The sequence below is a fragment of the Curtobacterium sp. PsM8 genome (assembly GCF_030433875.1).
Classification (GTDB): Bacteria; Actinomycetota; Actinomycetes; order Actinomycetales; family Microbacteriaceae; genus Curtobacterium.
This window is the reverse complement of sequence record NZ_JARUXD010000076.1, coordinates 1-14,714: the sequence shown is the minus strand read 5'-3', so window position 1 is coordinate 14,714 and position 14,714 is coordinate 1. Positions and strand designations below refer to the sequence as shown.

General features: G+C 70.5%; 12 protein-coding genes. 7 read left to right on the top strand and 5 right to left on the bottom strand.

The window, feature by feature from the left end; all coding sequences use genetic code 11:
• Positions 1–85 precede the first annotated feature (85 nt).
• Positions 86–1,510: a type I glutamate--ammonia ligase gene (gene glnA / locus QCD68_RS14750; protein WP_301223559.1), complete on the bottom strand. Its 1,425-nt coding sequence runs from the start codon at positions 1,508–1,510 to the stop codon at positions 86–88.
• 142 nt (positions 1,511–1,652) lie between these two features.
• On the opposite strand from glnA, the gene QCD68_RS14745 reads away from it, so the two are divergent.
• Positions 1,653–2,090 (top strand): RDD family protein, encoded by a 438-nt coding sequence (locus tag QCD68_RS14745; protein ID WP_301223558.1) that lies wholly within the window; start codon positions 1,653–1,655, stop codon positions 2,088–2,090.
• 201 nt (positions 2,091–2,291) lie between these two features.
• On the opposite strand, the gene QCD68_RS14740 is transcribed toward QCD68_RS14745, so the two are convergent.
• On the bottom strand, positions 2,292–3,005 hold the full coding sequence (locus QCD68_RS14740; protein WP_221850695.1) for a DUF4191 domain-containing protein: 714 nt from the start codon (positions 3,003–3,005) through the stop codon (positions 2,292–2,294).
• A gap of 128 nt (positions 3,006–3,133) precedes the next feature.
• On the opposite strand from QCD68_RS14740, the gene QCD68_RS14735 reads away from it, so the two are divergent.
• A complete protein-coding gene (locus tag QCD68_RS14735; RefSeq protein ID WP_301223557.1) occupies positions 3,134–3,922 on the top strand; it encodes a hypothetical protein in 789 nt (262 codons plus the stop codon).
• 84 nt (positions 3,923–4,006) lie between these two features.
• Here the strand turns inward: QCD68_RS14735 and sucB are convergent, their stop codons facing one another.
• The 3 genes from sucB to QCD68_RS14720 all read right to left on the bottom strand — a co-directional run bounded on the left by sucB (position 4,007) and on the right by QCD68_RS14720 (position 8,653).
• On the bottom strand, positions 4,007–5,536 hold the full coding sequence (gene sucB / locus QCD68_RS14730; RefSeq protein ID WP_301223556.1) for a 2-oxoglutarate dehydrogenase, E2 component, dihydrolipoamide succinyltransferase: 1,530 nt from the start codon (positions 5,534–5,536) through the stop codon (positions 4,007–4,009).
• A gap of 67 nt (positions 5,537–5,603) precedes the next feature.
• Positions 5,604–6,977 (bottom strand): dihydrolipoyl dehydrogenase, encoded by a 1,374-nt coding sequence (lpdA, locus tag QCD68_RS14725; protein ID WP_221851883.1) that lies wholly within the window; start codon positions 6,975–6,977, stop codon positions 5,604–5,606.
• A gap of 170 nt (positions 6,978–7,147) precedes the next feature.
• Positions 7,148–8,653, bottom strand: coding sequence for a leucyl aminopeptidase (locus QCD68_RS14720; protein WP_301223555.1), 1,506 nt, complete (start codon positions 8,651–8,653; stop codon positions 7,148–7,150).
• A 159-nt stretch (positions 8,654–8,812) separates the two neighbouring features.
• On the opposite strand from QCD68_RS14720, the gene QCD68_RS14715 reads away from it, so the two are divergent.
• The 5 genes from QCD68_RS14715 (at position 8,813) to QCD68_RS14695 (ending at position 14,622) form a co-directional block, all read left to right on the top strand.
• A complete protein-coding gene (locus tag QCD68_RS14715; RefSeq protein ID WP_301223554.1) occupies positions 8,813–9,730 on the top strand; it encodes a proteasome assembly chaperone family protein in 918 nt (305 codons plus the stop codon).
• Positions 9,731–9,785: 55 nt separating this feature from the next.
• Positions 9,786–11,105, top strand: coding sequence for an MFS transporter (locus tag QCD68_RS14710; RefSeq protein ID WP_111073279.1), 1,320 nt, complete (start codon positions 9,786–9,788; stop codon positions 11,103–11,105).
• 171 nt (positions 11,106–11,276) lie between these two features.
• Entirely contained in the window at positions 11,277–12,581 is a 1,305-nt protein-coding gene (locus tag QCD68_RS14705; RefSeq protein ID WP_111073280.1) for an RNA polymerase sigma factor, read from the top strand.
• A gap of 8 nt (positions 12,582–12,589) precedes the next feature.
• Positions 12,590–13,852 (top strand): MurT ligase domain-containing protein, encoded by a 1,263-nt coding sequence (locus QCD68_RS14700; protein ID WP_301223553.1) that lies wholly within the window; start codon positions 12,590–12,592, stop codon positions 13,850–13,852.
• Positions 13,849–14,622, top strand: a complete 774-nt coding sequence (locus QCD68_RS14695) for a type 1 glutamine amidotransferase (RefSeq protein ID WP_301223552.1) — start codon at positions 13,849–13,851, stop codon at positions 14,620–14,622. Before QCD68_RS14700 ends, QCD68_RS14695 begins: the two co-directional genes overlap by 4 nt.
• Positions 14,623–14,714 lie beyond the last annotated feature (92 nt).

Sequence of the window (14,714 nt, the reverse complement as noted above, 5' to 3'; positions counted from 1 at the left end):
AACACCCACCCGCCGCCATCCGATTTTTTTGGGTTCGTCTGGTGGGCTCGGAGATGTGTATTATAGACAGGTGGTGCGTGGAGCGTCAGACGCCGAAGTACAGCTCGTACTCGAACGGGTGCGGACGCTGCGCCATCGGGAGGATCTCCTTCTCGCGCTTGTAGTCGATCCAGGTCTGGATCAGGTCCTCGGTGAAGACGTTGCCCTTGAGGAGGAACTCGTGGTCCGCCTCGAGCGCGTCCAGCGCGGCACCGAGCGACGCCGGCACCTGCGGGATGTTCTTCGCCTCCTCTGGGGGGAGCTCGTAGAGGTCCTTGTCGACCGGCTCGTGCGGCTCGATGCGGTTCTGGATGCCGTCGAGGCCCGCCATCAGCTGCACGGCGAACGCCAGGTACGGGTTGCCGGAGGCGTCGGGCGCACGGAACTCGATGCGCTTGGCCTTCGGGTTCGTGCCGGTGATCGGGATGCGGATCGACGCCGAGCGGTTGCCGGCCGAGTAGACCAGGTTGACCGGAGCCTCGAAGCCCGGGATCAGACGGTGGTACGAGTTGATCGTCGGGTTCGTGAAGGCGAGCATCGCCGGGGCGTGCTTGAGCAGTCCACCGATGTACCAGCGGGCCAGGTCGGACAGGCCGCCGTAGCCGTTCTCGTCGTAGAACAGCGGGCTGCCCTCGGACCAGAGCGACTGGTGGGTGTGCATGCCCGAGCCGTTGTCACCGAAGAGCGGCTTCGGCATGAAGGTCGCGACCTTGCCCCACTGCTCGGCCGTGTTCTTCACGATGTACTTGAACTTGAGGATGTCGTCCGCCGCGTGGACGAGCGTGTCGAACTTGTAGTTGATCTCCTGCTGGCCGCCGGTGCCCACCTCGTGGTGCGAGCGCTCGAGCTCGAGGCCCGCGTCGATCAGCTTCAGGGAGATGTCGTCGCGGAGGTCAGCGGTCTTGTCGACCGGCGACACCGGGAAGTAGCCACCCTTGTACGGGGTCTTGTTGGCGAGGTTGCCGCCCTCTTCTTCGCGACCGGTGTTCCAGGCGCCCTCTTCGGAGTCGACCGAGAAGAACGACTCGTTCTGCGTGACCGAGTAGCGGACGTCGTCGAAGATGTAGAACTCGGCCTCGGGGGCGAAGAACGCGGTGTCCGCGATGCCGGTCGAGGCGAGGTACTTCTCCGCCTTCTTGGCGACCTGGCGCGGGTCACGGCCGTAGATCTCGCCGTTGCGCGGGTTGTAGATGTCGAACACCATGATCAGCGTGCGCTCCGCACGGAACGGGTCCACGTACGCCGTCGTCACGTCGGGGATGAGCTGCATGTCCGACTCGTGGATCGACGCGAAGCCGCGGATCGAGGAGCCGTCGAAGAGCTGACCGACGGCGAAGAAGTCCTCGTCGACCGTTGATGCGGGGATGTTGAAGTGCTGCTGGACCCCGGGGAGGTCCGTGAAGCGGATGTCGAGGAACTTGACGTCCGTGTCCTTGATGAAGGCAAGCACCTCGGAGGAATCGCTGAACATACGAGTCGGTCTCCTGTGGGGTTGGGTGGTGTCGAGGGAACCATGAGGCACCCTCCGACGAGGCTATTGACATGGAGTTTCCCGGACGTGACTGGGTTGTTTCCAGCGTGTTACGTGCCGGGGGAGCGCCTACGCTGGGGACATGGCCCGCTCCACTCTGCCCTCCTCGCCCGATGCCGGTTCCGGGCGCACCGAGTGGCCGGGTAAGATCCTCGGTCTGCCGGAGTCCGGACCGCGCAGCATGGGGTCGTTCGGACGCCGGTTCCTGGCGCTCGTGATCGACTGGGCGCTGGCGTCGCTGCTCTCCCTGGCCTTCGGGACGTACGGGGCGGCGGGCAACTTCGTGACGCTCGGCATCTTCGCGGCGCTGCAGGTCGTGTTCATCGCACTGCTGTCCGGGTCGTTCGGGCACGTGTGCCTCGGGCTCCGGGTCGTCCCGGTCCGTGGCGGCTACGTCGGGGTGTGGCGGCCGGTCGTCCGGACGGTCCTGCTCTGCATCGTCGTCCCGGTGCTCATCCACGCAAAGGACGGGCGGCCGCTGCACGACGCGGTCGCCGGTACGGTGCTCGTCCGCCGCTGAGGGCCCGTCGGCGCTGCGCCCCGAGGTTGCACGATCTGCCGCGGCCGATGCGCCGAGGTCGCACGACCTGCCGGGCCGACGCCCGGCGGACGACACATCGTGCGACCTCGAGCGGCGCCACAGGACGCCTGCGCCCCGCACAGCACGACGCCCCCGATCCGCAACGGGATCGGGGGCGTCGAGGTGCGGGGACGAGCGAGGTCAGCGCGGGCGACCGGCGCGGACCCGCGTCGGGTCGATGCCCTTCGGGATCGCAGCGGCCGGACCGTGGGTGAGGGAGTCGAGACGGTTCGAGACCGCCAGGACCTCGTTGCGGTTCAGCGCCTTCTTGTACTTGTTCATGGCACGCGGCAGCTTGTGGAGCGTGACCTCGTCCTTCCCGTCTCCGACGTTGACGACGTGGATCGGGACGTTCGGCACGATGCGCGCGACCTTGCGGCGCTCTTCCTCGACCTGGCGCTTGAGGTTCGTGACCGGGCCCTCGGTGATCAGCACGACGCCCGGGGTGCCGACGGCACGGTAGACGGCCGACTGGGATCGACCGTGGACGGCGACGGGCATCTCGCTGGAGCGCCACTGCCGACGCAGCGAGTTCGAGAGGACGGCGCCGACGGCTCCGGGCTGGCCCTCGATCTGCGAGTACGCGGCCCGCTCGGCGAGGCGGCCGAGCACGATCAGGAAGAGCAGCACACCGAGCAGGACGCCGGCGATGATCCAGAGCGTGATCGCGAGCCAGTTCTGACCCGGGATGAGCAGCGCCGCGAGGACGCCGACCACGACCGGTCCGAGGAACGCGAGGGCGAACCACCAGACGGAGCTGGGGTCGGCCCGACGGGTCATGGTGAAGACCTGGTACATCTGCTTGAGACGACCGGGCTCCTTCGCCGGGGAGCTGGAGGAACTGCTGCGTGCCATGCCGACAAGGATACGGCCTGGCACGTCGATCGGGGACCGCCCGCCGCCAGGCTGTGGGCGAACAGGAGTTCTCCACAGGGCACCGCTCCGGCCGGGAGGCGCACCCCGCCCCCGACACGATGGTCGCCATGGAACCGTGGGAACAGATCGACCTCTGCTGGCGCGTGCCGGAGCCCGCCGACGCGTTCGCCGAGTGGCTCGCCGACCGGAGCACCATGACGCACGACCACCTGGTCGGGGTCGCCGAGGTCGGTCGTGACGAGACCGGCGCGCTGGTCGCTCGGGCAGCGGCACCCGCCGGCCTCGCGCTCCCCGCCGCCCTCGACCGCATCGGAGCACCGACCGCGGGCGTCGCCGTCACGCTGACGCTCCCGCTGCTCGAGATCGCCCTGCTCGCCGATGCCGGGGCGCTGCTGCTCGGTCGCGCCGGGCTGGACGACGTCCTGGTCGACGACGCCGGGGCGGTCGTCCTGGTCGACCGCCCGCCGGGCGCCACCGGGGACGCCGGACCGGGCGTCGTCACGGGTGCTGAGGCGCTGGTGCTCGCCGTCCGGGCGGTCTGGGACCGGGTGGATCCGCGCGAGCCGGGCCGCGACGCCATCGACCAGGCATGCGCCGCGGCTCGTCGAGACGGCGGAGCAGCACTCTTCGCGCTCGACCGCCTGGTCCGTGCGACCGCCCCGCCCCGGCCGGTCCGGTGGGACCCGCCGCCGATGACGTTCACGTTCGCCCTCGATGGGGGTGCCGCACCGCCCTCGGCTCCGGAGTCGGTGGCCGACCGGCTGCTCGCGGCGGTGCGCGCACTCGTCCGGACCGGTCTGCCGGTCGGACCGCACCGGATCGGGCTGCGCGGGCTGGTCACCGCGGGCGTCGTCGTGACCGGGGTCGTCGTGGCCGGTGTGTGGGGTGTCGGGTGAGTCACGCCTGGAGCACGGACGACGGCGGCCCCGCCTCCCACCGGGGGAGACGGGGCCGCCGTCGAACCTGTCAGCTCCTGGAGATCAGTAGCCGAGGTTGGGTGCGAAGTTGCCCTCTTCGAGACGGTTCTTCACGGCCACCAGGTACCGGGACGCGTCGGCGCCGTCGATGATGCGGTGGTCGTAGGAGAGCGCCAGGTAGACGAAGGACCGGATCGCGATCGCTTCCTGCCCGTCGACCTTCACGACCGCCGGGCGCTTCGTGACGATGCCGGTGCCGAGGATCGCCGACTGCGGCAGGAAGACCACCGGGGTGTCGAACAGCGCGCCGCGCGAACCGGTGTTGGTCAGCGTGAACGTGCCGCCGGCGAGCTCGTCGGGCTTGAGCTGGTTGTTGCGCGTGCGCTCCGCCAGGTCCGCGATCGACTTCGAGAACTGGGCGAGGTCGAGCGACGCCGCGTCCTTGATCACCGGGGTGAGCAGGCCGCGCTCGGTGTCGACCGCGATGGAGACGTTCTCGGACTCCGGGTAGACGATCTCGTCGCCGTCCACGGTCGAGTTGATCTTCGGGTGGGCCTTGAGCGCCTCGGACGCCGCCAGGGCGAAGAACGGCATGAAGGAGAGCTTCGAGCCGGTCTTCTCGAGGAACTCGGCCTTGTGGGCGTCGCGGAACTGCGCGACCTTGGTCACGTCGACCTCGACCACGCTGGTGAGCTGTGCCGTCGAGGTCATCGACTGCACGGCACGCTCGGCGACGACCTTGCGCAGGCGGGTCATCTTCTCGCGCGTCCCGCGGAGCGGCGAGACCTCGGCGACGAACGGCCCGGACTGTGCCGGCGAGGACGAACCCGAACCGGATGCGGCCGGGGCGGCAGCAGCAGCGGAGGCCGCGGCGAGCACGTCCTCCTTGCGGATGCGCCCACCGACACCGGTGCCGGTGACGGTCGCGAGGTCGACACCCTGCTCGTTGGCGAGCTTGCGCACCAGCGGGGTGACGTAGCCGGACGCCGCACCGTTGGCGGTGGGGTTCGGGACCGCAGCGGACGGCGTCGACGACGGAGCCGCGGCGGCGGGGGCGGCGGCCGGAGCTGCCTTGGCCGGTGCGGGGACCGCGGCCGGCGGTGCGGCGGCGGGCGGCGGGACCGGGGCTGCCTGCGGCACCGGCGACGCGGCCGGCGGGGCCGACGGTGCCTGGGGTGCTGCGGGCTGGGTCTGGCCGGCCGGGGTCGGCTCGGGCTCGGTGGGCTCCGGGGCCTTCGCCTCGGTGTCCTGCTCCGTGCTCGGCGCGGCCTCGGGCTCGCTGTCCTCGGCGACGGCCTCGGTCTGGCTGTCGGCGGACTCGGACCCACCCTGGTCGGACGAGTCACCGCCACCGGAGCCGTCACCGATCTTCACGAGGGCGGTGCCGACCTCGACGGTCTCGTCCTCCTGGACGAGGATCTCCTCGATGACGCCGGCAACCGGCGACGGGATCTCGGTGTCGACCTTGTCGGTGGAGACCTCGAGCAGCGGCTCGTCGACCTCGATCCGGTCACCGACGTTCTTCAGCCATCGGGTGACCGTACCCTCGGTGACGCTCTCTCCGAGCGCCGGGAGGTTGACGGATTCGCTCATCGGGTGGACTCCTTCTCGCAGGCGTGGTTCTGGTTTGTGGTGTTCGTGGTGCGCACGACGGTGCTGCTCACAGTGCGTGGAGCGGCTTGCCCGCGAGGTGCAGGAGCGCTTCGCCGAGGGCTTCGCTCTGCGTCGGGTGTGCGTGGATGAGCGGCGCGACGTCTTCCGGGTGCGCTTCCCAGTTCACGGCGAGCTGGGCTTCGGCGATGAGCTCACCGACGCGGGCGCCGATCATGCTGATGCCGACGACGGGACCGTCGACGACGCGCACGACCTTGACCGCACCGGACGTGCCGATGATGTGGCTCTTGCCGTTGCCGGCCAGGTTGTACTCGTACGAGTCCACCTTGTCGGCGCCGTACTGCTCTTCGGCCTTCGACTGCGACAGACCGACCGAGGCGACCTCGGGGTCGGAGTACGTGACCTTCGGGATGTTCGTGTCCGAGATGACGACCGGGTTCAGACCCGCGATCTCCTCGGCGACGAAGATGCCCTGCTGGAAGCCGCGGTGGGCCAGCTGCAGGCCAGGGACGATGTCGCCGACGGCGTACACGTTCGGCAGGTTGGTGGCGAGTCGCTCGTTCGTGGTGACGAACCCGCGGTCCATGGCCACACCGACCTCTTCGTAGCCGACGTTCTGCGTGAGCGGGCCACGACCGACGGCGACCAGCAGGACGTCGCCGTCGTAGGTCTTGCCGTTCTCGAGCGTCACGACGACGCCGTTCTCGTGCTGCTCGACGCCCTGGAACCGGACACCCAGCGAGAACTCGATGCCGCGCTTGCGGAACGCACGCTCGAGCTGCTTGGACATCGACTCGTCCTCGGCCGGGATCAGGTGCGGCAGGCCTTCGACGATCGTGACCTCGGCGCCGAAGGACTTCCAGACGCTGGCGAACTCGACGCCGATGACGCCGCCGCCGAGGATGACGACCTTGTTCGGCACGTAGTCCATGCGGAGCGCGGTCTCGGAGGTGATGACGCGCCCACCGATCTCGAGTCCGGGCAGCGACTTCGAGTAGGACCCGGTGGCCAGGACGACGTTGCGACCGGTGACGGTCTGGTCGCCGACCTGCACGGTGTTCTGCGAGGTCAGACGACCCCAGCCCTCGACGACGGTGATGCCGCGGGCCTTGATCAGGCCCTGCAGGCCCTTGTACTTCGAGTTGATGACGCCCTGCTGGTACTCGATGACCTTGGGCACGTCGACGCCGGCGAACTCGGCGATGACGCCGTACTTCTCCGCGTCGCGGGCGCCGTCCGCGATCTCGGCCGAGTGCAGCAGCGCCTTCGTCGGGATGCAGCCGCGGTGCAGGCAGGTCCCTCCGAGCTTGTCGCCCTCGATGAGCGCGACGCTCATCCCGAGTTCAGCGGCTCGGAGCGCTGCGGCGTAGCCGCCGCTGCCGCCACCGAGGACCACGACGTCGTAAGTCTGTTCCGTCACCTGGTGCAACTCCCTCGTGCGTGTCGGGGGCGGCTTCGTGTCTCATGGACGCCGTCCCGGTGGACACCGCGCGGCGGCGTCCGGCGGTCGGACCGTCTGTACCGGTCCCGTCCCGTCAGTTCCGGCGGGGAGCGCGCGCGGACGCGGCGGCCCCGCCGGAACCCAACCTACTACTCGGACTGCAGGTCTTCTGCGAGTGCGACCAGGGTGCGGACCATCACACCGGTGGCGCCCTTGCCGAGCCAGCCGTACCCGGCGCCGCGGTTCTCCGACGGGCCGGCGATGTCGAGGTGCGCCCACGGGATCGTGGTGCCCTCGGCGGTCTGCCCGACGAAGCGCTCCAGGAACTTCGCGGCGAGCAGCATGCCGCCCGCGGTCTGCCCGACGGTGGCGTTGACCATGTCGGCGACGTCGCTGCTCAGGCGGCCGTCGAGCTCCTCCGGCATCGGCATCGGCCAGATCGGCTCCGCGACCGTGTCGGCGAGCGTGCGGACCCGGGCGACGAGGTCGTCGCTGCCCATCAGGCCGGTGGTGCGGTCGCCGAGGGCGACCATCTGCGCGCCGGTCAGGGTGGCGATGTCGACGATCGCGTCGGGCTGCTCGAGCGACGCCGCGGCCATGCCGTCGCCGAGGACGAGTCGGCCCTCGGCGTCGGTGTTCGTGACCTCGACGGTCTTGCCGTTCTTCAGGGTGAGGACGTCGCCCGGACGGATGGCGGAACCGGAGGGCATGTTCTCGGCGAGGCAGAGCCAGGCGGTGACCTTCGTGTCGAGGCCCAGGCGAGCGGCGGCGACCGTTGCTGCGAGGACGGTGGCGGCACCGGTCATGTCGGTCTTCATGCCGAGCATGGAGGCAGCCGGCTTGAGCGAGAGCCCGCCGGAGTCGAACGTGATGCCCTTGCCGACGAGCGCGAGGTGCTTGGTCGCACCGGCCGGCTCGTACCGCACGACGACGAGCCGCGGCGGGCGGACCGAGCCCTGGCCGACTCCGGCGATCCCGCCGAAGCCCTGCGCCGCGAGTTCGGTCTCGTCGAGGACCTCGACGGTGAGGGGTAGGCCGTCGGACTGCGCGTGCGCGACGTCGGCGACGTCGGACGGCCCGAGGTCCCCGGCGGCGGTGTTGACGAGGTCGCGGACCAGCGCGGCCGCGTCGGCGACGATCGCCGGGCGGACGGTGGCGTCGGCGCTGACCGAAGCCGGTGCGACGACCGTGATGCGCTGGTCGCCACGGGTCGGACCGGTCGTCCCGGCGCCCTTGTGGCGGGTGAACGAGTAGGCGCCGAGCGCGGCGCCCTCGAGTGCTGCGGCGACGGTGGCGTCGTCCTCGGTGGGCAGGGCGAGTGCGATGGCGGTGACGTGCGGCAGCTGGCGCACGGCACTGCCGGCGGCGCTGCGCACGGCGGCCGGACCGGTGGCACTGCCGAGACCGACGAGCGCGATGCCCGCGGCGGCGACGCCGACGGCCGAGCCACCGGGGATGCGCACGAGCTGGTCCTTCGCGCCGGTGGCACCGACGGCGGCGAGGTCGAGGTCGGCCAGTCCGTCGACGGGGCCGGCCGCGGACGGCACGAGGGTGGCGGGCGCACCGTCGGCACCGGGGCGGACACCCAGGACGAGCACGTCGGCGTCGACGGAGGAGGGAGCGGAAGAGGTGGTGGAGAGCGTCGGTCGGACCATGCGTCCAGCCTACTGACGGCGTCCTGCCAGGCGGTGAGGACCGCCGGACGGGTGACGCGCGTCCAGTCGGGCTGTCGGACGGGAGGCGCGTCACCTGTTCGCTGTCGGCGTCGCGACCCGACACGGGTCGCGTCGGTGCCCCCGCCTAGCATTGGCGTGATGAACCACCCCGAGGACCTCTACACGCTCGACGCATCCGCCCCGACGGTGCCCGCCGGGCTGCACCTCGTCGCTGCCCTGACGGGTTTCGCGGACGCGGGCTCGGCGGTGGCGCAGATCACGACGTCGATCACCGGCTCGCTCGAGTCGCAGCTCGTCGCGGAGTTCGACCCCGACGTGCTGCTCGACTGGCGTGCCCGTCGCCCGGTCATCACGTTCGAGCACGACCACATCACGGCCGTCGAACCACCCCGGCTCACGCTGCACCTGGTGCGCGACGAACTCGGGCAGCCGTTCCTGTTCCTCTCCGGGTACGAGCCCGACTTCCAGTGGAACCGTTTCGTGCAGGCCGTCCTCGACCTGGCCGAGGACCTGCAGGTGACCGACACGACCTGGGTCCAGGCGATCCCGATGCCCGTCCCGCACACCCGGGCCATCGGCGTCACGGTCTCCGGCACCCGCGCCGACCTGGTCGAGTCGATGAGCGTCTGGAAGCCCGAGACCCAGGCGCCGGCGAACGTCCTGCACCTCGTCGAACACCGCCTGTCCGAGACCGGCCAGCAGGTCACCGGGCTGGTGCTGCTCGTCCCGCACTACCTGGCGGACACGGAGTTCCCGGACGCAGCCGTGGCGGCGCTCTCCGGCATCTCGGCCGCCACCGGACTGATCTTCCCGACCGATGCCCTGCGTGAAGAAGGACGTGAGTTCCTGGCGCGCGTCGACGAGCAGGTCGCCGGCAACGCGGAACTGCAGCGCCTGGTCGGGACGCTCGAGCAGCGCCACGACACCTACATGGAGGGCAACCCGGTCGCCTCGCCGCTGACCGGGGCGGACGGACAGGTGCCGACCGCCGACTCGATCGCCGCCGAGCTCGAGCGCTTCCTGGCGGACCGCCGCACCGCAGCCGACGAGGACTGAGCGCCGGCTGCTGCGTCCGGACGGCTGACTGCCGACCGATCGCTAGCCTGGTCCGGTGAACTCCCGCCGTGCCTTCGTCGTCTGGGGCGTCGCCGTCCTGGCCTACGTCCTGGCGGTCATGCAGCGGTCGTCCCTCGGGGTCTCCGGGGTCGACGCGCAGGACCGCTTCGCCGTCTCCGCCGCCGTCCTGTCCACGCTCGCGGTCGTGCAGATCGCGGTCTACGCGGGGCTGCAGATCCCGGTGGGCATCGCGCTCGACCGGGTCGGACCGCGGCGCCTGGTGCTGCTCGGCGCACTGCTGCTGACGATCGGCCAGGCGGTCGTCGCGCTGTCCCCGACGATCGGGCCGGCCATCGTGGGCCGGGTGCTGGTCGGCGCCGGGGACGCGATGACCTTCATCTCGGTGATGCGCCTGCTGCCGATGTGGTTCAGCGGGTCGCTCCTGCCGCAGATCTCGCAGTGGACGGGCAACCTCGGGCAGATCGGCCAGATCGTCTCGGCGTTCCCGTTCGCCCTGCTCCTGCACTCCGTCGGCTGGGACGCGGCGTTCGGCGTGGCGGCGATCGCCAGCGCGGTGGGGCTCGTCCTGGCGGTGGTGTTCGTCCGTGCCGGGCCGGTGGCCGTGCGGACCGACACGATCCCACTGCCGCACTCGTGGGGAGCGGCCTTCCGCACCTTCGGGCACGCGCTCCGACGCCCGGGCACGCAGCTGGGCTTCTGGTCGCACTACGTGACGCAGTCGTCCGGCACGGTGTTCAGCCTGCTCTGGGGGGTCCCGATGCTCCGGGGGCTCGGCTACTCGGCGACCGAGGCCGCGACCTTCCTGACCGTGATCGTCCTCGTCGGGTTCGTCGCCGGCCCGGTCCTCGGTCTGCTCTGCGCCCGGTTCCCGATGCGTCGGTCGAACCTGGTGCTCGGGATCGTGACCGCGCTCGGCGTCGTCTGGACGGCGGTGCTGCTCTGGCCGGGGCAGCCGCCGACCTGGTTGCTCGTCCTGCTGGTGGTGGCGATGGGCGTCGGCGGCCCGGGCTCCCTCATCGGGTTCGACTTCGCGCGCTCGTTCAACCCGGTCGGTTCGCTCGGGTCCGCGAACGGCGTGGTGAACGTCGGCGGGTTCCTGGCGGCCTTCGTGATGATGTTCGCGATCGGCTCGCTGCTCGACGTCCTGGCGGCGGCGTCAGGCACCGACACGTTCGCCTGGCAGAACTTCCGCGTGGCGATGACCGTGCAGTACGTGGTCGTCGGGTTCGGCGTCGTGATGCTGCTCCTGGCCCGCCGACGGACGCGCGCACGACTGCACGCGGAGGACGGAATACGGGTGGGTCCGCTGTGGGTTGCACTGGTTGCACGCTTGCGGAACGGTCGCGTGCAATAATGACCACGGACCCTTTCGGGTTCCTCGCGTTCAGCGTCGGGGGACTTGACATGGGTCCTAGTGCTGCCCGGAACGGTAGGACCAGACGACGTGGGGGACTGCGGCGGTGGCCCTGGGCGGCGAGGGAAGGCCACGACCCCAGGAACGTGGCACGACGAGGAAGGTGATCGCATGGCTGCCCGGAGCACGACGGTCGATCCCACGAAGGACACCACGCCCGACGGCGTCGTGGCGGAAGACGCCACGACCACGACGGAGGGCACGGCCGCGCCGAAGAAGCGCGCCCCCAGGACCACCACCGCCGCCAAGAAGGCCGCCCCGAAGAAGGCGGCTCCGAAGAAGGCGAGCGGCAAGAAGGCCGCATCGTCAGAGGACGACGAAGCGAGCGCCGAGGACGAGACGCCGGTCGAGGTGGCCGAGGACGCCACCGACGACGCGACCGAGGACTCGGACGACGACTCGGCTGCGAAGCCCGCGACGGAAGCGGCTGCGGTCGCCGCCGGAGCGCTCGTCATCTCGCAGACCGACGACGACGAAGCGCCGGTCTACTCGACGACCATCACGGGTGCCACCGCGGACCCGGTGAAGGACTACCTCAAGCAGATCGGCAAGGTCGCGCTGCTCAACGCCGAGCAGGAGGTCGAGCTCGCGATGCGCATCGAGGCCGGCCTGTTCGCCGAGGACAAGCTGCAGCACTCGACCGGGCTGTCGAAGCCGGCCGAGCGCGAGCTGCGCTGGGTGGCCCGTGACGGGCAGCGTGCGAAGTCGCACCTGCTCGGCGCGAACCTCCGCCTGGTCGTCTCGCTCGCCAAGCGCTACACGGGTCGTGGGATGCAGTTCCTCGACCTCATCCAGGAAGGCAACCTGGGCCTGATCCGTGCCGTCGAGAAGTTCGACTACACGAAGGGCTTCAAGTTCTCGACCTACGCGACGTGGTGGATCCGACAGGCCATCACCCGCGCGATGGCGGACCAGGCACGCACCATCCGCATCCCGGTGCACATGGTCGAGGTCATCAACAAGCTCGCCCGTGTCCAGCGGCAGATGCTGCAGGACCTCGGACGCGAGCCCACGCCGGAAGAGCTCGCCCGCGAGCTCGACATGACGCCCGAGAAGGTCGTCGAGGTGCAGAAGTACGGTCGCGAGCCGATCTCCCTGCACACCCCGCTGGGTGAAGACGGCGACTCCGAGTTCGGTGACCTCATCGAGGACACCGAGGCGGTCGTGCCGGCCGACGCGGTGGGCTTCACGATGCTGCAGAAGCAGCTCGAGAGCCTGCTCGACTCCCTCTCCGAGCGCGAGGCCGGCGTGATCCGGATGCGCTTCGGCCTGGGTGACGGTCAGCCGAAGACCCTCGACCAGATCGGCGACACGTTCGGCGTCACGCGTGAGCGGATCCGCCAGATCGAGTCGAAGACGATGGCGAAGCTCCGCCACCCGTCCCGGTCGCAGTCGCTCCGCGACTACCTCGAGTAGGCCGACCGGTGCGTTTCGTGGTCCCGATCCTGGTCGGGCGGATCCTCCGTGCCCTCGCGCGAGCGCGGGGCGGCGGGTCCGCCTACCCGGGCTACATCGTCCTCAAGCTGGTGCCGGACTTCCTGCAGCACGTGACGCGGCAGTTCCCGAACGGCGTCGTCTTCGTGCTCGGGTCGAACGGCAAGTCGACGACGACCCACATGATCTCGGAGATCGTGCGGGCGCACGGCCTCCGGGTGTTCACGAACCCGTCCGGGGCGAACCTGCCGCAGGGCATCGCGTCGGCGCTGCTGTCCGAGGTCTCGCTGGGCGGCAAGCTCAAGGCCGACATCGGGATCCTCGAGGTCGACGAGGCCTTCGCGGTCGAGCTCGCCGGCATCCTGTCGCCGTCCACGGTGACGATGCTCAACGTCCAGGTCGACCAGCTCTACCGGTTCTTCGAGACCGAACGCGTCGCGACGATGATGCTCGACACCGCCGCACTGTCGACGGCGAACGTCATCACGAACCACGACGACCAGTTCCTCGACGCCTACCCGGCCGTCGACGGGCAGCGGGTCCTGCGCTTCGGAGCGAGCACCGACGTGGTCGCCGCGGCCCCGAACGGCCTGCAGAACGCCGACGACTTCGTCGCCGGCGTCGGCCGGGCACAGACGACCGCCGACGCCGAGATCGTGACCTTCACCGGTGACGCCGCGACCATCGCCTTCGCCGGTTCCGAGATCCCGGTCCGCCTGCCGGCTCGCGGTCTCCACTACGCGGTGGACGCCGCCGCCGCGGCCGCGACGGCCAGCGCGGCCCTCGGCGACCAGTTCCGTCCGGCCGCCGTGACCAAGGCGTTCGAGCGGATGAAGCCGGCCTACGGGCGTGGCGAGCGTCTGCCGATCGCGGGGGAGTCCGCCGAGTTCACGATGTTCAAGAACGCCGCGAGCCTGCAGCTCAACCTGGACGCCCTGCCGGCGCACCCGGAGCAGGTCCTCATGGCGATCGACGAGGGCACGCCCGACATCTCGTGGATCTACGACATCGACTTCTCGAAGCTCGACCACGTCGACGTCGTGTCCGGTGACAAGGCCTGGCAGATCGCGATCGCGCTCGAGCACGCCGGTGTCCGCATCGGTCGCGTCGAGCCCGACGTCGAGTCGGCGATCCGCCACATGCAGGGGCTCGGGTCGACCACGACCGGCACGAAGAACTTCATCGTCAACTACGAGATCATGATGATCGCCCGGAAGGCCCTCGGCCACCCGGACATGGAGAAGACCGCATGACGGCCGATCGACTGACCATCCTGCACGTCTACCCGCGGCAGATGGGCGTCTCGGGGGACCGCGGCAACGTCGCAGCCCTCGTCCGCCGCGCTGACGCCGCCGACATCGCGACCGAGGTCATCGAGTACGCGCCGGGCGACGCCCTGCCCGCGACGGCCGACGTGGTCGTCGTCGGCAACGGCCCGCTCAGCGCGATGCGCTCGCTCGGGGCCGACGTCGGTCGCATCGGCGCCGCCCTGCGTGACTTCGCAGTCGCCGGTGTGCCGGTGATCGCGGTCGGCGGCGGGTTCGACCTCGCCACCAACCAGGTCGTCCCGACCGACGGTGCCCCGATCGACGGCTTCGGCGTGTTCGACGCCCGCGCGGTCCGCGGTGCCGAGCGTCGGGTCAACTACTTCGTCCTCGAGTCGCGGTACCCGTTGCTGCCGGGCATGTCGACCCGACTGGCCGGCTTCGAGGACCACGCCGCCCGCATCGAACTGGCCGACGGGGTGTCGCCGTTCGCGGACGTCGTCTCCGGTGGTGGCAACCAGGCCGGCTCGCCGGTCGAGGGTGCGGTCAGCGGCAACTCGTTCGGCACCCACACCCAGGGGCCGATCCTGCCGCTCAACCCGCAGCTGACCGACGGTGTGCTCGCCGCCGCGATGAAGCGCCTCGGCCGTGGCTACACGCCGGACCCGGCGCGGATCGCGACGATCGACCGCTACGCAAGCGAGGCTCGCGCGACGATCGACCGCTATGTCGACAAGGCGTTCAAGCGCATCGCCTGACGCTCGTCAGGCCCGCCCGCCAGGGCAACGCGCCAGGTCCGCCCGCCAGGGCAACGCACTGGAGGCCCGGGGGGGGGGGGGGGGGGCCGGCG